The organism is Leifsonia sp. HAY1-4F (assembly GCF_056755275.1).
In genome coordinates this window covers 11,677-30,776 of sequence record NZ_JBNDHX010000019.1, presented here as the reverse complement: position 1 = coordinate 30,776, position 19,100 = coordinate 11,677, and the positions used below count along the sequence as shown (strand labels likewise).

Annotated in this window: 18 protein-coding genes; 11 read left to right on the top strand and 7 right to left on the bottom strand. The window is 65.5% G+C overall.

The window, feature by feature from the left end; translation table 11 throughout:
• Positions 1 to 43 precede the first annotated feature (43 nt).
• Positions 44 to 1,123: a LacI family DNA-binding transcriptional regulator gene (locus tag ACPYOG_RS06230; RefSeq protein WP_481293377.1), complete on the bottom strand. Its 1,080-nt coding sequence runs from the start codon at positions 1,121 to 1,123 to the stop codon at positions 44 to 46.
• A 269-nt stretch (positions 1,124 to 1,392) separates the two neighbouring features.
• Between ACPYOG_RS06230 and ACPYOG_RS06225 the strand changes: the two genes are divergently transcribed.
• Positions 1,393 to 1,704: a signal peptidase II gene (locus ACPYOG_RS06225; protein WP_481293376.1), complete on the top strand. Its 312-nt coding sequence runs from the start codon at positions 1,393 to 1,395 to the stop codon at positions 1,702 to 1,704.
• A 343-nt stretch (positions 1,705 to 2,047) separates the two neighbouring features.
• Positions 2,048 to 3,322, top strand: coding sequence for an FAD/NAD(P)-binding protein (locus ACPYOG_RS06220; RefSeq protein ID WP_481293375.1), 1,275 nt, complete (start codon positions 2,048 to 2,050; stop codon positions 3,320 to 3,322).
• On the opposite strand, the gene ACPYOG_RS06215 is transcribed toward ACPYOG_RS06220, so the two are convergent.
• On the bottom strand, positions 3,273 to 4,334 hold the full coding sequence (locus tag ACPYOG_RS06215) for a methylenetetrahydrofolate reductase (protein ID WP_481293374.1): 1,062 nt from the start codon (positions 4,332 to 4,334) through the stop codon (positions 3,273 to 3,275). The two genes, ACPYOG_RS06220 and ACPYOG_RS06215, sit on opposite strands and share 50 nt — an antisense overlap.
• Positions 4,335 to 4,523: 189 nt before the next feature.
• Here ACPYOG_RS06215 and ACPYOG_RS06210 point away from each other — a divergent pair, with 189 nt between their 5' ends.
• Positions 4,524 to 5,279, top strand: a complete 756-nt coding sequence (locus ACPYOG_RS06210) for a class I SAM-dependent methyltransferase (RefSeq protein WP_481293373.1) — start codon at positions 4,524 to 4,526, stop codon at positions 5,277 to 5,279.
• A 112-nt stretch (positions 5,280 to 5,391) separates the two neighbouring features.
• On the opposite strand, the gene ACPYOG_RS06205 is transcribed toward ACPYOG_RS06210, so the two are convergent.
• On the bottom strand, positions 5,392 to 5,736 hold the full coding sequence (locus ACPYOG_RS06205) for a YciI family protein (protein ID WP_481293372.1): 345 nt from the start codon (positions 5,734 to 5,736) through the stop codon (positions 5,392 to 5,394).
• On the bottom strand, positions 5,733 to 6,158 hold the full coding sequence (locus ACPYOG_RS06200) for a MarR family winged helix-turn-helix transcriptional regulator (protein WP_481293371.1): 426 nt from the start codon (positions 6,156 to 6,158) through the stop codon (positions 5,733 to 5,735). Before ACPYOG_RS06200 ends, ACPYOG_RS06205 begins: the two co-directional genes overlap by 4 nt.
• A gap of 201 nt (positions 6,159 to 6,359) precedes the next feature.
• Here ACPYOG_RS06200 and ACPYOG_RS06195 point away from each other — a divergent pair, with 201 nt between their 5' ends.
• The 4 genes from ACPYOG_RS06195 (at position 6,360) to ACPYOG_RS06180 (ending at position 10,383) form a co-directional block, all read left to right on the top strand.
• On the top strand, positions 6,360 to 7,256 hold the full coding sequence (locus ACPYOG_RS06195) for a family 43 glycosylhydrolase (RefSeq protein ID WP_481293370.1): 897 nt from the start codon (positions 6,360 to 6,362) through the stop codon (positions 7,254 to 7,256).
• 16 nt (positions 7,257 to 7,272) lie between these two features.
• Complete coding sequence (locus tag ACPYOG_RS06190; protein WP_481293369.1) at positions 7,273 to 8,544, top strand: ABC transporter substrate-binding protein; 1,272 nt, start codon at positions 7,273 to 7,275, stop codon at positions 8,542 to 8,544.
• Positions 8,545 to 8,611: 67 nt separating this feature from the next.
• Complete coding sequence (locus ACPYOG_RS06185) at positions 8,612 to 9,568, top strand: carbohydrate ABC transporter permease (RefSeq protein WP_481293368.1); 957 nt, start codon at positions 8,612 to 8,614, stop codon at positions 9,566 to 9,568.
• Complete coding sequence (locus ACPYOG_RS06180; protein WP_481293367.1) at positions 9,565 to 10,383, top strand: carbohydrate ABC transporter permease; 819 nt, start codon at positions 9,565 to 9,567, stop codon at positions 10,381 to 10,383. Before ACPYOG_RS06185 ends, ACPYOG_RS06180 begins: the two co-directional genes overlap by 4 nt.
• Positions 10,384 to 10,412: 29 nt before the next feature.
• Here the strand turns inward: ACPYOG_RS06180 and ACPYOG_RS06175 are convergent, their stop codons facing one another.
• Positions 10,413 to 11,417, bottom strand: coding sequence for a LacI family DNA-binding transcriptional regulator (locus tag ACPYOG_RS06175; protein WP_481293366.1), 1,005 nt, complete (start codon positions 11,415 to 11,417; stop codon positions 10,413 to 10,415).
• Between the two features lie 110 nt (positions 11,418 to 11,527).
• Between ACPYOG_RS06175 and ACPYOG_RS06170 the strand changes: the two genes are divergently transcribed.
• From ACPYOG_RS06170 to ACPYOG_RS06155, 4 genes are all read left to right on the top strand, one after another.
• The gene (locus ACPYOG_RS06170; RefSeq protein ID WP_481293365.1) at positions 11,528 to 12,502 is read left to right on the top strand and encodes a family 43 glycosylhydrolase; all 975 of its coding nucleotides are present in this window, start codon (positions 11,528 to 11,530) and stop codon (positions 12,500 to 12,502) included.
• Positions 12,499 to 13,440, top strand: coding sequence for a glycoside hydrolase family 43 protein (locus ACPYOG_RS06165; RefSeq protein ID WP_481293364.1), 942 nt, complete (start codon positions 12,499 to 12,501; stop codon positions 13,438 to 13,440). Before ACPYOG_RS06170 ends, ACPYOG_RS06165 begins: the two co-directional genes overlap by 4 nt.
• A 57-nt stretch (positions 13,441 to 13,497) precedes the next feature.
• On the top strand, positions 13,498 to 14,247 hold the full coding sequence (locus tag ACPYOG_RS06160) for a hypothetical protein (protein WP_481293363.1): 750 nt from the start codon (positions 13,498 to 13,500) through the stop codon (positions 14,245 to 14,247).
• A gap of 124 nt (positions 14,248 to 14,371) precedes the next feature.
• On the top strand, positions 14,372 to 17,248 hold the full coding sequence (locus ACPYOG_RS06155; RefSeq protein ID WP_481293362.1) for a LamG-like jellyroll fold domain-containing protein: 2,877 nt from the start codon (positions 14,372 to 14,374) through the stop codon (positions 17,246 to 17,248).
• Here the strand turns inward: ACPYOG_RS06155 and ACPYOG_RS06150 are convergent.
• Together ACPYOG_RS06150 and ACPYOG_RS06145 are read right to left on the bottom strand one after the other, a co-directional pair.
• The gene (locus tag ACPYOG_RS06150) at positions 17,232 to 17,852 is read right to left on the bottom strand and encodes an NADPH-dependent F420 reductase (RefSeq protein ID WP_481293361.1); all 621 of its coding nucleotides are present in this window, start codon (positions 17,850 to 17,852) and stop codon (positions 17,232 to 17,234) included. The two genes, ACPYOG_RS06155 and ACPYOG_RS06150, sit on opposite strands and share 17 nt — an antisense overlap.
• Positions 17,849 to 19,069: an FAD-dependent monooxygenase gene (locus ACPYOG_RS06145; RefSeq protein WP_481293360.1), complete on the bottom strand. Its 1,221-nt coding sequence runs from the start codon at positions 19,067 to 19,069 to the stop codon at positions 17,849 to 17,851. The genes ACPYOG_RS06150 and ACPYOG_RS06145 overlap by 4 nt, the downstream gene beginning before the upstream one ends.
• Positions 19,070 to 19,100 lie beyond the last annotated feature (31 nt).

Below are 19,100 nucleotides of genomic sequence, written 5' to 3'. Positions count from 1 at the left end.
CGGCGGCGGCAGACCACCCTCGGGGCTCTTTGGCTGCGCACTTCTACGGGGTGCATCCGCAGCTGCCCCTCAAGAGGACGTCGACGTCCAGAACCCGGTGTTCACACTCAGTGGGGTTCTCCGTCATCTGGTTGGCGAGAAGTTGGACGGCGACGCGGCCGATCATGTTCATGGGTTGCCGCACCGTTGTGAGCCCAGGCGTGACGAATCGTCCGGCGTCGATCCCGTCGAAGCCGGTGACGGCGACATCGTCGGGCACACGGATCCCAGCCGCAGTCAACGCTTCGATCACGCCGAGCGCGATCTGGTCATTCATGCACACGATGACGTCCGGGAGCTCGGGGCGGTCGGCGCGTGCGAGCAGATCGGCGAGGCGTGATCGGGTGTCGGAACGAAGCCGGGCCTCGCGGAGTTCTGTGCCGCCGGGAGGCTCGAGTCCGGCCTCCGCCACGGCCTTCAGCAGGCCCCGGTAACGTGCGGATCTGTCGAAGTCGTCAACGGGACCAGCGACCCAGAAGCTGCGGTGACCGTGGTCGGAGATCAGATGCTCGGCAAGTCGCCGCATCCCGCCCTCGTTGTCCACGGTCACCGTGGACACGGGCACCGGAGTCTCCGGTTTCTGCGAGACCAATACGATGGGCTTCGTGCGCGCCAGCTGCTTGAGTGCGGATGGCGACATGACACCGGGGAGTACGACCAACCCGTCCACCCGTCTCGCGATCTCGTCGAGAGAGACGCCGCCACTATTGCGCCTCTGCCAGCCCAGGGCGAGAGGAAGCCGACGAAGCGTGCATTCCAGTTCGACCCCGTGCAGCACCTCGTCGGCAAAGAGTGGGTAGCTTCTCTGGGCCATGGACGACTCACGGATGACGGGCACGTCGCCCCTCGCCGGATGCTTGGGCATTTCCAGTTCATCCGGCTCATGGTCGCTGAACGAATACATTCCGATCACGCCGCTGTGGCGTTCCGCCAGGCCGCGGGCGAGTCCGCTTGGGATGTATCCGAGCTCGTCGACCGCGGCGCGGATCGCCTCCTGGGTGGCAGGCCGAACCTTCTCGGGGCTACGGAAGAACCGGGAGACCGATGCCGTGGAGACACCGGCCGCCTCAGCCACGTCATACACCGTCGGTATGTTCCCCGCCACGCGTCCCCCTTATTTCTGGTTTGACCTGCCTCAACAGTGTACGCGCAGACATCGGCGTGTATATGCGCATTTTCGATGTTGCGGGAATTGGATGTACGCGCATACAATCGGCGAACGGGTTACCGATCATCCGATTCAGTAAAAGCTGTGGGCGACGTCCACCCTGCAGGAGGGCACGTACTACTCGCTGATCGGAACGTTGCTCGGGCTGCAGCTGACGTACAACTCGGGGGCCGCGTTCTCTTCACATGGTCGACGCGACCTGGGTGTTCACGATCATCGCTGCGATCGCGGTCGTAGCGCTGCTCTGGTTCTCGCGGCGGGTCGGATCACGGCGGTGGGCGGTGGCGTTCGGGCTGCTGCTCGGCGGCGCGATCACGCACCTCGGTGACCGCCTGTTCCGGGCGCCGTCGTTCGGGCAGGGGCGCGTTGTCGACTTCATCGCTTACGTGAACTGGTTCATCGGTAACATCGCCGACATCGCTATCGTCTCCGGCGCCCTGCTCGCGCTCGCCCTTGCGGTCGCGCGGGTGCCGCTACGCGGAAACCGGCGAAGCTGATCGCGAGACGGTCTCGTGCATGTTCGAGCACCGGCAGGCAGCTGCTGGGCCGAGTGAACCTGTCCGCGACAATAGCGTTCCGGCGACCGGTCCGCCCGGGGTGAAGTTTCAGGGTTAAACCGACCGTTCTGCCCCCATTCGACCCCCGCGTCCACTACTACTTGGAGCAGCCTCCTCAGTAACCGGAATTCGGTTCGGGGCGGAGGTGTAGAGGACGTTTCTGCAAGGCGCTGCAGGCTAGGTGCCCGGATCTACCGGAGGCGATTGCCCACTGCTCGCAGCGCCATGCGAGCGCGCCTTTCCGCCGGGAATTCTCGGGCTTTTGTAGTGGAAGGAACACAGAGTGAGAAAAGTGGGCATCATCGGCGGACGGGTTACGGGAACGTCTGCGTTCGTCCAACTCGTGGGCACCCTCAGCCCGGGAGACGAAATCGCGATCTTCGACGCTGCTGAGCCCGTGCACCCGCCTGTCTTCTCCGACGAGGCGAGCGGACTCCTGCTGAACACCTCCCCCGATATCGGGTCCCTGGTCTCGGGAAAACCGGACGACTTCCTCGACTATCTGGCAGAGCATGGAATCACGGAACCCATCCCGCGTTCGACCGTGGGACGGTATGCCCGGGCCCGCTACGAGCAGTACGCCCGGAAGGCAGCACGCCGATCGATCGCAGTCTCCCGGGTGACCGGCACGGTGATATCCGTGACACCGGCGGCCGGCGGGGGATACGAGCTGCGCTTGACCTCGGGCGCAACCGCCTGGGTGAGTCATGTCGTCTTCGGGATGGGCCGCGGGCCCGCAAAGCGTGTGCCCGGGATGGACACGCTCGACCCGTATCCGGCGACAGCCCTGGAACAGTCTCGGCCAGGAAATGCGCTCGTGGTCGGGATGGGACCTTCCGGCATCGACGCGGCCCTCACCCTCGCCGCTGCCGGCCACCGGGTGGACATCACCTCGCGGCACGGGCTCTTTCCCGCGGTGCGCACGCGGACACCCCGTGGAGCCGGAGTCGACGTTCATCACAGCGCTACGGAGATCTCCGTCCGAGACCACATGGTCCAGCCCGTGATCGGCGGCGCAAGAACCCTTCCGCCGGAGCATCTCGAATCAGCCCCAGACCCGCTTCAGCTCTTGCGGAGGGATATCGCCGACTCCGATCCGAGCACCTCACCCTGGCAGGACACTCTGGCCGATATCGTCGCCTTTCTGGGAACGCGCAACCTGCCGGTGACGGACGCCCCCTTCTTCGTGTGGCGCTATCTCACCTCCATCATGCTTCCCGTCGCCACCCGGCTGGAAGCAGCGCTGTCTTCCGGCAAGATCACCGTCGTCCCGCTGTCTGGTGCGAAGAGCGGCGACTACGACACAACGGTCTCCGCGATCGGATTCCACCCCTACCCGGTGAGCATCGAAGGCGCCACGGTGCACCTCGGCGACAAACGCCGCGCGCCGCTCAGCCACCTGTCACATGACCTGCGTGTCAGAGTCCCCGAGAACGACCACCCGGAGCGGATCTGGGCCATCGGTCCCGCCGCCCAATTCGCTTTCCCCTTCGCGGCCGCCATCATCGTCACCGTCCTCCACTCCGCGCACGTGGCGGAGCAGATCGCGAACAGCTGAATTCATCATCCCCGGGGCAATCCCCGACGTCATGTCGTTTGAGAAGGGCCGTCAGAGTATGGGCCAGTTCGACTGACTGCTCGATCTCCACCGACCTCGAGGACACGCTCTCCACGTTGAGGCCAACGGGAACTCCACGTCGGCGGCAGTACGAGACGAGGTCCTTCGCAGCCGCGAGCGAATGCTCGTGCGTCGCCAGCAGAGGATCGTCGGAGTGGATCACCTCGTTTTCGATCCATCGCGGAACGTCCACCCCGAGCCAACGCATGAATTCGAGAGTTCGCTTTCCACCGATCACAGAAAACGTGAACACAATCGGTACCGGAGTTGCGCCCCTCATAGAGCACTCGTAGCTATAGTCCGAGACCAGGTTCTTTGCGGCGTTGACGTCGTAGACGACCTGGGTCACGAAGAAGCTGCAACCCGAGTCCTGCTTGGACAGCATTCGAAGGTGCTCATCCCGGCGCCGAGCGTGCCGTTCCGGTATCGCCACACCGCCCACGAGAAGATCCGGTGCTCTCTCGGAGCGAAGGCGATGCGCGACGGCCAAGCTCGTATGAACGTGGCTGTCTTTGGTGGGGCTGCCGACGAATACAGAGAGGGAGTTTCGTGGATCTTGGTGGGCGCTCCAGGTCGCTATCTCCTCGGTGCGGTACTTGCCCACTGCGCGATAGACGACGGCCGGTACATCCAGGGGCGCAAGGTACTCCGACAAATAGTGGGCGGGATCCAATGTGGGATGAAATGGAAACGGTCGATCGCTCGCATTTCGATCGCTCTCGTCATCTATGTCGTACAGCACGACTCCATCCAGTTCCAGAGACGTCAACCGCGAACGCGTTCGATTGGCAATATCGGCAACGCGCTCAGGTGGCGTGGTCCCCTGGGGCGGGGTGATCGCGAACAACAGGAACTCCCCGCGCTTGTCGCGTATTCGATCTTGGAGGCTCAGCATTCGATCGATATGGCTAGCACCGCCATCACGATCAACCGCGCTGCCGGAATTTATCATGAGCCGACGCTACGGCTCTGAGTGATCCCGGCGCGCAGTGTTACGAACCGCCGCTATCCGTAACAGGCGTCCGCAGGCCGGTCGCTCAGGGGACCCGACGGCCGCGCCTCAGGAAGACAAATCGCCAGTAGCCGGCCATGCCAGGGGCACGCAGTATTGGTCGTATGGCGGGCGGATTCGACAGGGGACGTGGCGGGCTACTGCGCCCGATTTCGCCGGGGCTACCCTCCAGCCGTCGTCGATGCCGTTGCCGGTGCCCTCGCACTGACTCCGGCAGACACGATCGTCGATCTCGGGTGCGGCACGGGTCAGCTGACACTGCCCTTGGCACGCAAGGTCGGACGGGCGCTGGGCGTCGATCCCGAGGCGGACATGCTCGGGCATGCCCGAACCGCGGCACGCGAGGCCGCCGTGACCAACGTGGACTGGATCCGCGGTACAGCCGACGATCTGCGAACGATCGCGGGAGGTTATGGGGGTGTCGGAGCGATCACTGTAGCGAACGCCATCCATCTCATCGACCGTGACACCTTGTTCACGGCGGCCGCGGCGGTGCTGAAACCGGGGCGCGGCCTGGCGATCATCGCCAACGGGACCCCATTGTGGCTGCAAGACACGGCGTGGTCGGTCGCGTTGCGGGCATTCCTGCAACATCGGCTGGGCGCCCGTCCTACCGGCTATTGCGGCACGGACGACGAATCCCGCTCCACCTATCGGCGTGAACTGACACCCATGGGGTACACGGTCGACGAGGTTCGTGTCAGCTACACCGACACCCTCACCCTCGAGCAGATCGTGGGAGGGGTCTTCTCGGCGATGTCCGACCGGATACCGGGAAGGAAGGACCGAGACCGATTCGCGACCGACCTGGGCGAGGCGCTGGCCGGTACGGATCCCTTTCTGGAACACGTCGACGTCCGCACGCTGGTCGCGCTCCGACCGTGAGCGGACTCCCGCGCAGGGACGTCGCTGGTAAGCGATTCTCGATCGTGCAGAGGGAGATCGAGCCGTCCCAATCGCGGCGACCAGCCGTTCAGGGGAACCCGACGGCTGCTCCTCAGGAAGACAGCTCGGGGATGGCCATCTCCTCGAGGACGGTGATGGTGCACCCCTCTGCCCAGCCGAGGTGGTGATGGTTCTCGACCATTTCCAGGGCCGCCTCCATCGAGGGGGCCTCGATGATCGACATGCCGATCACGTCGGTGTCGCCCTGCGACACTCCTTCGGCCGTGACTTTCCGGGACTGCCCGAGGGGCTGGCCAGGGTCGACGAGCGCCGGCCCGAGTTCGATGGCCCAGTCGATCCACGCTTGCAGCCCGAGCTGGGCTTCCTCGGGAGTGGCTTGGGCGAAGCGCTGCGCCACGGCGAGGGGAGCGTGGTAGAGCACGATGTATCTGGTCATGGCTGCCTTTCGTTGTGTTCGGAGATGAGCATTTCGAGTCGGGCGGCGACGCTGCGGAGCGCCTCGGTAGCCTCGACCAACTGGTTCGAGGGGAGGTTCTCGATCACGCCTTCCGACCACTGGAGCTGTCGTTCGTAGATCTGCTCGAGCAGGTCTCGGCCCCGAGCTGTCAGGTGCACCATCTGTGTTCGGCGATCGGTGGGATGCGGGCGATATTCTGCGAGCCCGTCCGCAACGAGGGCATTCGCCACACGTTGCGTGCTCTGCCGCGCATGGCCGATCTGTTTCGCCATCTCCGCCACGGTCATCCCACCGAACGCTCGTCCCAGCACCTGCCAGCGCGCGCTTGATTCGCCGAGGGGGCCGACGATCCCTTCGCCGGCCTGGAGGATCAGGCTGTTGACCGCGAAGACGCTCGTCACGAACTCTGTCCAGGGGTCGTGCGGAGTCGCAGGAGACGGCATGTCTGAACGTTAGGGTATCGACAGCCTGCTGTCAATCGTGTCATCGAACTGCGCGGGGAGTTGCAAATCCGGCAGCGGTGTGTAACGATACATCCCATCGATCATGTATCGATACAGATCAGCCTCCGCGAAGCTGCGGAGACGAATGGAGACAACGACGTGAACCGCTCGACGCCACAGACGGGGCCCTTCTTCGCCGACCCCGCACTGGTCGCATTCGGAGACAGCTTCTACCTCTATCCGACGACCGACGGCAACGAGAACTGGGACTCGGACAACTTCCGGGTCCTCGGATCGCGCGACCTGCGGGAGTGGACGGATCTGGGGGAGGTGCTCCGGCTCGGCCGCGACGTTCCCTGGGCCGACCGGAACGCTTGGGCGCCGGCCGCGGCCTACCGCAATGGTCTCTACTACTTCTACTTCACCGCCGACGACAACATCGGCGTCGCCGTGGCGACGTCACCGACTGGGCCGTTCATCGACTCCGGCGCCCCCATCGTCTCGCGCGGCCAGTTCGCGGGTCGTGCGATCGACCCGGCGGTGTTCGTCGATGACGACGGGACGTCGTACCTCATCTGGGGCAACACCGTCGCCCACATCGCACGCCTCGGCAACGACATGGTGTCCATCGACCTGGATTCGGTGACGGCCTGGGAGCACCCCACATTCCGGGAGGCCGCCCACATCCACCGCCGGGGTGACCTCTACTATCTGACCTGGTCGGAGAACGACACCCGCGACCCCGCATACCGCGTCCGCTGGGCGACGGGGGAGAGCCCCTTCGGTCCCTGGACCGAACGAGGCGTCCTGCTCGAACAGTCGCCGGCCGACGGCATCTTCGCCACCGGCCACCACTCCATCCTCCGGGTCCCCGGCACGGACGAGTGGCTCATCGCCTACCACCGGTTCGCCGTCCCGGACGGCGACGGCTTCCATCGCGAGATCGTCATCGACGAACTCACCCACTTGCCGTCCGGAGACCTGTCACCTGTACGAACAAGCGCTGACTCAATCCGATTGACACAGCCTGCACTACCCGAAACCCTCGACACCTAAGAGAAAGCAGAAAGCAATGTCGCTTCACCACAGTTCCTCGCCGCGCCGCCGCGGCAAGAAGGGGACGCTCATCGCGGTCTCGGCGATCGCCGCCGCAGCCCTCGCGCTGACCGGATGCTCCGCCGGAAGCGGCGCATCGGGAGGCTCCAAGACCGTCAGCTTCCTCTCCTGGGACAACGAGCAGACCATGAAGCCCGTGTTCGCCGAGTTCGAGAAGGAGAACCCCGGCTACACCGTCAAGGCCTCCTACGCTCCGCCGGTCCCGCAGTACATCCAGAAGCTGCAGACCCTGCTCGGCTCCGGCACCGCCCCCGACGTCTTCATCATCACCGCCGAGAACAAGGCGCAGATCATGAGTGGTGGATTCGCCAAGGACCTGAGCAGCGAGTCCTGGATCTCCAACATCTCCCCGGCCGCCAAGGCCACCTACACCCAGAACGGCAAGGTCTACGGGGCCGCGACGGCATCGTGGGGTGGCGGCATCCTGATCAACAAGGATCTCCTCGCCAAGGTGGGCTACACGGATGCGCCCAAGACCTGGCAGGACTTCCTCGACCTCGGCAAGAAGCTCAAGGCCGCCGGGATCACGCCGTTCTACGAGGGCGGCGACGGCATCCCCGTCAGCCTGGCTGCGCTTCTCGGCCTGAAGAACCAGAGCCTGGGCGGCACGATGGACCAGCAGATCTGGGCCGGCAAGACCTCGTTCCAGAAGACCTGGACCGACGCGCTCGATACCTGGAACCAGCTGTTCACGCAAGGCGTCGAGCCTCGTACGGTGTCCGGGCTCACCGGCGACCAGGTGACGCAGCAGTTCGAGCAGGGCAAGGTCGCGATGATCGGGACCGGTTCCTGGGCTCTCGGCGGCATCCAGCAGGCGGCGCCCAGCCTGAAGCTGCAGTACCTCGCCGTGCCCAGCGCCGACGGCCAGAGCTACTGGTGCGGCGCGGTCTCCCCGGGCTACGCGATCAACGCGAAGGCCAAGGATCCGGAGGCCGCCGAGAAGTTCGTGCAGTTCCTGCAGAGCAAGAAGGGCGTCGAGGTCTACCAGAAGCAGACCCAGTCCATCACGACCACCAAGGACTTCACCCCGACGCTCGACCCGTCGCTCAGTGACATGACCGATGCCGTCCGCGCGGGCAAGTTCTACCTTCCCCAGGTGAACTGGCCGACCCACAGCGACCAGATGGGCACCGAGGCCACCGCCCTCCTGCAGCAGCTGATCGGCGGCACCGTCAGCCCGGAGCAGGTCGCCAAGGGACTCGACGCGAAGCTCGACGCGATCAAGTAGCAGACTCTCGAGAGGTGGCGCCGCCCCCGGGCGCCACCTCTCGAGGCATCCCAGAAAGCACGAGGACATGGCCAACGCAACAACGGTAGAACGCCCGGCGATCGCACGAGACCTGCGGACCGCGGTTCGCACGCGGTCGCGTTTCCGACGGGCCCGGGAGGGATTCGCCGCCTACTGGTTCGTCGTCCCCATCCTCATCGTCTTCGTCGTGCTGTACCTGATCCCGATGGCCCAGTCCATCTATTACAGCTTCACCGACTACAACGGGTACGTCAGCACCCCGACTTTCGTCGGCTTCAAGAACTACGTCACCATCTGGAAAGACTCCTCGATGGTCTCCGCGTTCGGCTTTACGCTCTTCTACGCGGTCGCGACCACCGTCATCGTGACCGCTCTCGCGATCCCGCTGGCATTGGTGCTCAACCGTCGATTCGTGGGTCGTGGCTTCGTCCGCTCCGTCTTCTTCTTCCCGGCGGTTCCCAGCGTCGCGATCCTCGGGCTGGTGTGGGCCTTCATCCTCAGCCCGCTCGGCTCCGGCGTGATCAACTCGGTCATCGGTCAGCTGGGAGTGGCGCCGATCCCGTGGCTCTCGAACGAGACGCTCGCACAGGTGAGCGTGATCATCGTCGCCGTGTGGTCCCAGACCGGATGGCACGCGATGCTCTACCTGGCCTATCTCCAGGCGTTGCCCTCCGACATCTTCGAGGCCGCCAAGATCGACGGGGCCAATCGCTGGCAGGAGTTCAAGAACCTGACGCTGCCGTTGCTCGTCCCGGCCATCACCGTCAGCCAGCTCCTGCTGCTCACGAACGGGCTCAAGGTCTACGACCTGCCGTTCACGCTCACGCACGGCGGTCCGGGGTTCGCCACCCGGACGCTCACCCAGTCGATCATCGAGAACGGCATCGCCCAGTCCGACGTCGGCAAGGCGTCGGCTCTCAGCGTGCTCTTCCTCCTCGTCGTCGGGCTGATCATCCTCGGCCAGCTCGCCCTGTCCCGTCGCCTCGAGGAGCGCTACTCATGAAACAGACCCGCGGCATCCTGCTCAGCATCGTGATGATCCCCGTCGCGTGCGTCGTCGCTCTCCCCTTCTATTACATCCTCGTCAACACGCTGAAGACGCAGCCGGAGACGGCGGCCAACCCGCTCGCCCTGCCGACGCACCTCTTCCTCGGCAACTACATCCAGGTCTTCCAGACGACGCCGGTGGTGCAAGCCTTCCTGAACACGCTGTACGTGACCGTGATCTCGATCGTGCTCATGCTGCTGATCGGGTCGATGGCGGCGTTCGGCGTGCTGATCGGCAAGGGCCGGTTCGCGACCATCGTCGGCGTCATCCTCGTGGTCGCTTTCCTCGTGCCCGGCCAGGCGACGCTCATCCCGCTGTACCGGATGCTCGCCGGCGTCGGGCTCGTCGACTCCCTCAACGGGCTCATCGTCATGTACAGCTGCGGTTCGATCTTCTGCTACTTCCTCATCGTCGGATACATGCGCACCTTGCCGACGGAACTGTTCGAGGCGGCGAAGATCGACGGCGCCGGAGCCTTCCGGGTCTACTGGTCGGTCGCGCTGCCGCTGATCCGACCCATCCTGGTGACCGTAGGCGTCTTCCAGACCATGTGGGTGTGGAACGACTTCATCACCCCCAACGTGTTCATCAACTCGCCGGAGAAGCAGACCCTGGTGCTGCAGGTCTACACCGCCGTCGGGCAGTTCACGACGGACTGGCCGGCATTCATGACCTTGAGCGTCATCGTCCTCATCCCGATGGTGATCTTCTTCATCGTGGCGCAGCGTCAGATCGTGAGCGGGCTGGTCAGCGGCAGCGTCAAGGGATGAGCCGAGGCGGACGAGCTTCGGAGACGATCTCAGCGGACCGCCGTCGACTCCCGCGCCACGAGCGTGAACGGGCTCACGAACTCGACGGCCTCGCCGCTCCCGCCGTTGATGCGGTCCACCAGGAGGTCGACGGCCTTCGCGGCGATGAGATCCTTCGACGGATTCACGCTCGACAACGAAGGGGTGAGGAACCGGCTGCTCTCGACATCGTCGAAGCCGATGACCTTCACGTCGTCGGGGACCGAGATGCCCAGATCGGCGAGCGCGCGCATGACGCCGAGGGCGACGTAGTCGGTCACGCAGAAGACTCCGTCGAAGCTCAGACCGGCGTCGACCGCCTGGTGAACGGCCGCGGAGGCCGCTTCCGGCGAGAACACGTCCAGGGTCAGCGTCAACCGAGGATCTTCCTCGATCCCGGCCTCGGCGAGGGCCCGGCGATATCCCGCGTGGCGCAGCGTCGAGACGTCGGTGTCGTGGCTCAGCGAGCCGTGGACCGCGACGATCCGGGTGCACCCGCGTTCGATCAGGTGCTGGACTGCGGCGTAGGCGCCGTCGTCGTTCGGCATCGCGACGTGGTCGAGGGGACCGCTGAAGATGCGCTCACCCAGGATCACGACGGGGAAGTCCACGCGGAGCAACTCGACGTCGGACTCACCGAGCCCGACGGCGCCGAGGATGAGGCCGTCGTACATCCGAAGCCGGGAGAGGGCCAGCGCCGTCAGCTCGTTCTCACGCGAGCGCTCGGTCTGTTCGATGACCACGTTGAGGTCGTGGCGCCGGCCGTTCTCGATGATCGCGGCACCCAGCTCGCCGAAATACGGGCGATCGACTTCGGGCACGGCGAGGCCGATGGTGTGCGTCTTCCCGCGGCGCAGATTGCGTGCGGCGATGTTCACCCGGTAGTCCAGGTCGTCGATCGTCTGCAGGACGCGCGCCCGCGTCGAATCCTTGACGTGCGGCCTGCTGTTGAGGACGTTCGAGACCGTCATCGGCGAGACTCCCGCGGCCTTCGCGATATCGCGGATCGTCACCATGACGTCTCTCCCTCCCGCCCCCTGCCGGGCGATGTCCCTCTGCGTTGTATAACGTTACAACCTACGCGAGGTCCACGTTCGGACATCGGAATGAATGTGCGGAGTATGCGATGAGTGCGCCAATCTTCCGGGACCCCGTCTACGACGGAGCGACCGACCCGGCGGTCATCAGGAACAGCCGGACGGGCGACTGGTGGATGTTCTACACCCAACGGCGGACCACCGAACCGGGCGAGGGCGTGCGCTGGATCCACGGCACGTCGATCGGAATCGCGATCTCGTCGGACGACGGAGCCACGTGGCACTACAGCGGAACGGCGAATGGGCTCGGCCGTGACGACACGCTCTGGGCTCCGGAGGTCATCGCCGCCGGAGACCGCTACCGGATGTATCTGACAGTGGTCGACGGTGTCCCGGACTCGTGGACGGGCGCAGATGCCCACATCGTGGAGTTCGTCAGCGACGACCTCCTGAACTGGGACCGCGTCGGCGAGATGGAGCTTGGCTCCGACCGGGTGATCGACGCGGCGGTCGCGCGGTGCGAAGACGGGAACTGGCGGCTCTGGTACAAGAACGAGCGCGACGGCTCCTCGACGTGGTCCGCCGTCAGCCCGGACCTGTGCGGCTGGCGCGTCGAAGGGCGGGCCGTGCCGGCGACCCCGCCGCATGAGGGCCCGAATGTCTTTTCCCTAGGCGGCTGGCATTGGATGATCACCGACGAGTGGCGCGGGCTCGGTGTTCACCGCTCCCGTGACACCCGGACCTGGCAGCGCCAGGAGCTGAACGGCGGACTCATCCTCGATACCCCGGGCAGCCACCCCGACGATCGCGGAATCGGCCATCATGCGGACGCGGTGGTCCTCCCGGCGACAGCCGGACGGCCGGAGTCGGCGATCCTCTTCTACTTCACGCATCCGCGGCTCGACGACCCGAGCCGGATGGTCGCGCGGAGCAGCCCCATCCACGGCGCGCGTCTCGCCGTGAGCGACGGACAGCTGATCGCCGATCGGGACATCGCCACGCCGCAGCGCCTCCTCGGTGACACCGCAGCAGAGGCCACGGCCTCGGCAGAAAGGACGACATGAGCCCGAGCTACGACGGATTCCTCCTGGCCTACTTCCAGAACGGGAACGGCCCGGACTGCGAGCAGATCCGATTCGCGGTGACCTGCGGCCGCGAACCGGACGAGTGGATGCCGGTCGCCGGCGGTCGCCCCGTGCTCCGCTCCGATGTCGGAGAACAAGGAGTGCGGGATCCGTTCCTCGCGCGCGACCCGAGGACGGGCTCGTTCGTCCTCATCGCAACGGACCTGCGAACCTTTCCCGATCAGGACTGGGAGCGCGCGGTCCGGCACGGAAGCCGTTCCATCGTGATCTGGCAGAGCGACGACCTCCTCACCTGGACGCCGCCCCGCCTCGCCGAGATCGCTCCGGAGGAAGCGGGCAACGCCTGGGCGCCCAAGGCGTTCTGGTCGGCCGCCGACAACGCGTGGCTGGTCTTCTTCGCCGCTGCCGTGTACGAGCCCGGATCGGATCGCGCCCGGCAGGAGCACCAGCGGATCCTCGTGACCGAGACGCAGGACTTCCAGCACTTCAGCCCTGCACGCAGCTACCTCGATCCGGGCCACGACATCATCGATGCGACCTTCCTCGAGTGGCAGGGAGAGCTCGCCCGGTTCACGGCGGACTCCCTCACGGACGATCCCCAGACCCGTTCTCGCTTCGTCTCGCAGGAACGCGGGGGAGCGTACCTGTCCCCGGACTTCCGCCTGGTCGCGCGCGAGCTGGGATCGGCAACCCAGGCCCGTGCGGAAGGGCCGGCCGTTTTCGCGGGAATCGACGAGGAGACGGCGTATCTGCTTCTGGACGAGTTCGAGCTCCGCGGCTACCAGCTCTACCGCAGTGCCGAACCGCTCGACGGCCGCTGGGAGCATCGGGCTGCGGCACGTCTTCCGGAGGGTGCTCGTCACGGCTCGGTCATCCCGATCACTTCGGTGGAGCGCGAGCGGCTGATCGGCAGCTGAATCCGCCGTGAATCCGTCCATGAATCGGGCGCAGACTGGATGAGGAAAGAGGACACAGTGTCAACCATTCAGACCACAGCGCGTCGCCGGTGGATGGCGGTGAGCGCGGGCTTCATCGTGGTGGCTCTCCTCGCGGCCTTGGCGGTCGGCCTCCTCGGGTTCCTGCACTCGCATCCGTCGTCCGCCCAGGCCGCTCCAGCGCCCAGCTCGACCGTTGCCCGGCTGGGGGCGGACGAGCAGGTCGCCACGGTGAACGGGATCTCGATCCCGATGCGCGAGTTCCAGACCTTCCTGGACAAGGAGCGCGCCGCCACCTTGGCGCGGTACCCGTCGGGCTCGTCGGCGGGCGATGGCGAAGCCTTCTGGAACCGACCGGTCGACGGCGTCACTCCTGCCGGCTACCTCACCCGGACGGCACTCGCCGACGTGGTTACGACGACGGTCGAGCTCCAGCTCGCGGCCAAGTACAAGCTCATCGCGGACCCGAGCTACCACTCGTTTCTGGCCGCCTTCCAGGCGGAGAACGAGCGCCGCGCGAGAGCCATCGCGCAGCGCCAGGTCGTGTATGGGCCCATGAAGTACGCGGAAGCGAACTACCTGGACTATGTGACCGGCGAGTACGCCTACGAACTCGAGTCCCAACTCGTAGGGGACGGCACCCTGCCTGCGACGGACAATGCTCAGAACGCCGCCACCGAGTATCGCCGGCTGATCGACGGCCTCGCATCCCACGCGCAGGTCGTCGCACAACGCACCAGCATCATCGAGACCGGTGGTTGCCTGGTGACCGGGCAATGCACCCGCTGATCGCTTGACAGCGGGACCCGCATAGTAAATCATTCGTGTATCGATACAAACACAATCCCTTGGTGGGGTCCGCCCGTTGAGCTGTATCGATACACATGACGTCAAAGTCGACGAAAGGATCAGGATGCCAAAACGTACACGCTCGCTCCTCGGGGGAGTGATCGCCGTCCTGCTGGGGTTCAGCGCCGCGCTGGTGGGTACCACCTCGGCGTCCGCAGCGGGCTGCACCACGTACTACGTCTCGTCAGCGACAGGAAGCGACTCCAACGACGGCTGCAGCACGACCACGCCGTGGCAGAGCCTCGCGAAGGTGAACGCGACGACGTTCGCTGCCGGAAACCAGCTCCTGTTCGCGAAAGGCGGTTCCTGGTCGGGCGAGCTTCAGTTGCTGGGATCGGGAGCGAGTGGCAACCCCATCGTCGTCTCCAGCTACGGAAGCGGAGCCGCTCCGATCATCGCCGGAGGCGGTGCCGCTGCCGCGATCGCCCTGGTCAACGAGCAGTACGTCACCATCCAGAACCTCGAGATCACCAACACGACGACCTCGGCGGCCGTGCGCGCGGGCATCCTCGCGGAGAACGACACCAGCGGGATCCTGAACGGCATCCACATCCTGAACAACAACATCCACGACGTCCTCGGGTACTGGGACAAATCGACCGGTCAGCCGAGCAACGACTCCGGCATCGGCTTCAACCTGAGCGACTCGTACACGACCAACGGCTGGAACGACGTCGACATCGACGGCAACACGCTGACGAAGGTCGACGCAGGCGGCATCTACATCGGGTCGGTCGCGGGAACGAACCACAGCATCGTGACCGCGAACGTGGTGATCCAGAACAACACGATCACGAACGCCGGCGGCAACGACGTCGTCTGCGTCTACTGCAACGCTCCGACCGTCCAGAACAACGTCACCACCGACAGCGGCTACCGGTACTCGGGCGCCGGCTACTGGATGGCGCTGAACAACGGCGGCGTCTGGCAGAACAACGAGATCGCACGTCAGTGGCGTGCGCTGTGGGACGGCGAAGCGTTCGACATCGAGCACGACAACACCAACGTGACTCTGCAGTACAACTACACGCACGACAACCCGTACGGGTTCATGGAGTTCTGCTGCAGCACCACCTTCGGGTCACTGGGCACCTCGGTCATCCGCGACAACATCAGCCAGAACGATGGATCGACCAACGCGGTCTTCTCGACACTCAACGGCGTCGAGGCGGGAGCGTCCGCGCAGTTCTACAACAACACGGTCTACATGGGGCCGAACGACAACGGCTACGTCGCCAGCGGGACGCCGGCGAGCAGCGCGTCGGTCAGCTTCACCAACAACCTGATCTACCACCTCGGTCAGGGCGGGTACAACGCCGGGAACGTCTCGTGGTCGCACAACCTCATGTACGGAGTCCACCCGTCGACGGAGCCTGCGGACAGTTCCAAGATCACGTCCGACCCGAAGCTGGTCGATCCCGGTGCCGCCGGCTCGGGCCGCAGCTCGGCATCGGTCTACCAGCTCCTCAGCGGATCGCCCGCACTCGGCGCCGGTGCCGTGATCTCCAGCAACGGCGGCAAGGACTACTTCGGAAACGCGGTGTCCTCGACAGCCGCCCCGAACATCGGCGCCTACAACGGCGCGGCGGTCACTGCGCTGTCCGCCTCCTCCGGTGGCCACTGGCGATTCGACGAAGGAAGCGGCACCGCAGCATCCGACTCCACCGGGCACCTGAACAACGGGACCCTGCAGGCCGGCGCGGGCTGGACCACAGGACAGCTGGGCAGCGGAGCGCTCTCTCTCACCGGCGCGACCAACAGCTGGGTCGACATCCCGACGGCGGCGATCGACACAAGCGCCAGCTACACGGTCTCCGCCTGGGTGCAGCCCTCCACCGTCTCCGGGAACCAGACCTTCGCGAGCATCGACGGAACCACCATCAGCCCGTTCTATCTGCAACTCTCCGGGGGCAAGCTGACCCTGACCGAGCGGAGTTCCGACTCGACGGCCTCGACCGCCACCCAGGTGGTCGGACCGGCCGCCGTCGCCGGGACGTGGTACCAGCTGGTCGGTGTCTACGATGCGACCGCGGGGACGATCAAGCTGTACGTGAACGGCGTGCTCCAGGGAACGACGGCGTACACCTCCGGCTGGAAGGCCACCGGGCACACCACGATCGGGCGCGCCAAGTGGAACGGCGGCAATGTCGACTTCGTCAACGGCGCCATCGACGACGTGCAGCTGATCCCGCGCGCCGTCACCGACCGGGAGGCCTTCGCCATCGGCACCGGGGCTACCGCCTATTACGCGTTCGACGAAGGCTCCGGCAGCACCACGACCGATGCGAGCGGCAACATGCCGAACGCGTCGCTCGAGGGCAACGCGGGTTGGGCTGCCGGCCGCATCGGGACGGGTGCTCTCTCGCAGACCGGGCAGGCGGGCTCCTTCGCCGAGACGCCGGGCGCGGCCATCGACACCCGCAAGAGCTACGCGGTGGCAGCGTGGGTGAAGCTGAACACCACGAGCGGTGGCAACCAGACGATCATCAGCCAGTTCGGGTCCACCATCAGCCCCGTTCTATCTGCAGCTGACGGGCGGCAAGTTCGCTTTCGCGGTGCGGAGCTCGGACTCCACGAGCTCGACAGTGACCTCCGTGACGGCGACGTCGGCCGCGAGCGCGGGTACCTGGTATCACCTGGTGGGGATGTGGGACAGCTCTTCGGGAACCATCTCCCTCTACGTCAACGGGACGCTGCAGGGGACGGCCGCGTACAGCACTCCGTGGACGGGAGTACTCGGCACGACGGTGATCGGGGCCGGAGAGTGGGCGCTGTCCCCGGTGGACTTCGTCAACGGATCCATCGACGATGTCCACCTCTACAACCGCACGCTGACGAGCGCGCAGATCACCACGCTGGCGACGCCGTGATTCCCGGAGGGGCGGAGTTTCGGGACTCCGCCCCTCCGGTTGTCGGCGACCCGCTCACGGGAGCAGCGTGAATCCGGACTCGTAGTGCGTCTTGGCGATCGCCGCCAACACGATCTGCAGAAAGCCCAACGCCTCGAGCTCCCGCGCACGCGAAAGGGGCCCAGCGTCAACAGCACGGAGCCCTGCTGCCTCGATCAGGGCGACGACGGCGATCTTCGCCTCCGCATCGTCACCCGCGAGAAGAACCGTCGTGGGCGTGGTGCCATTGGTGCCGGTGGCCAGCGTGTCGCCGAAATTCACGTTGAACGCCTTCACTACCGCTGCACCCGGAATCTCGTGCGCGATTTCGGCAGCGGCAGAGGAGTCGGCCGGGACGAGCAGTTCATCGTAGGTGGTGAAGTCGATCGGGTTGCTGATATCGATGACGACCTTTCCCCTGAGTCGACTCCGATACCGGGCGAGTACGTCCGCGACCGCTTCGTAGGGAACCGCGAGGACCACGAGCTCGCCGGTGAGCTCGTCGCCCATGACCCCGTATTCCACGTCAGCGCGCTCGGGCGACGAGCCGACGCCGGCCCTGCGTCTGATGATCTGGATGTTCGCTCCGGCCCGGGCGGCCACGTCGGCCAGAGCCGAGCCCATTTTGCCGGTGCCGATGATGCTGATGGATGTCATGCGGACGGGACCCTTCTGAGTCGCTTGAGTGTCTTCTCGGCGGCAGCCACGGCGTCGTAGTCGAAGACCACGCCCCGGCGGAAGTCGCGCCCGGCCCGCAATTCCGCGTCGCGTTTCCGGGTGTCCTCGAACTCGTTCTGCGAGTCGAACTGCGAACCGCTTCTGCGGGAGCTGTTCTGCAGAATCGCCGTTCGTTGCATCCGAACCGACGTATAGCGTTTGAAGGCTTCGGCGATGCCGTCGGAGCCATCGCCTTCCCGGAGGAAGAAGGCGAGGGCGATGCTGTCTTCGATGGCCTGGTTCACGCCCTGGCCTGCGTGGGGCAGCATCGTGTGTGCTGCGTCGCCGAGCAAGGTGATCCGACCACGCGACCAGTTGCTCAGAGGCTCGCGGTCGTACAGCCCCCACCAGAAGGTCTTGTCGATGAGTCCGATGAACTCACGGAGTTTCGGGTCCCATCCATCGCCCCCGAACTCCGCGGCGAGTTCGTTGACATCCCCGGCGGATGACCACGATTCCTCGAGGGGCTTGTCGCTGGGTACGAACCCCACATAGTTGAACAACTTCCGCTTCTGCAGCGGGTAGCACATGAAGTGCTTTCCCTCGCCCATCCAGACCTGGCTCTTCATCGGCCAGTCGTCGGGGAGGCGAGTCGCGTCAAGCACTCCGCGGTAGGCGATCGATCCGGAATAGACGGGATCCGGGACTGTCATGATCGAGTCCCGCACCACCGAGTGGACGCCATCCGCACCCACCACGGCGTCGAATTCACCGGTCACGCCGTTGTCGAATTCCAGGCGGACGCTTGAGGCCGACTGGTGAATCGACGTCAAACGATGTCCCAGGCGAACCGAGTCAGCGGGGACCGCTCGAGTCAGAACCTCGACCAGATCGGGTCTGTACATTCCCACATTCTGGTACCGCCGGGCTGAGTCCTCCCACGCTGCTTCGGCGATCAGCGCGCCTCTGGCGTCCAGGTACACGCCGGGCCCTTCCATGCGTGCGCCTGCGCGCTTGATCTCATCGAGCAGACCCAGCGTGTCGAGAATGCGCTGGGCATTCGGGGCGACCGTGACGCCTGCGCCCACATCGCCGAACCTTCGCGCCTGCTCGAATACCGTGACCTGGACGCCGGCGATCCTCGTCAGCGCGATTGCGGCGGTGAGCCCGCCCATCCCGCCGCCGATGACCGCGACTCTCGTGGTGTGATCTGCCATAAGTTCTCCTCGACCGAATTGCGTGACACTC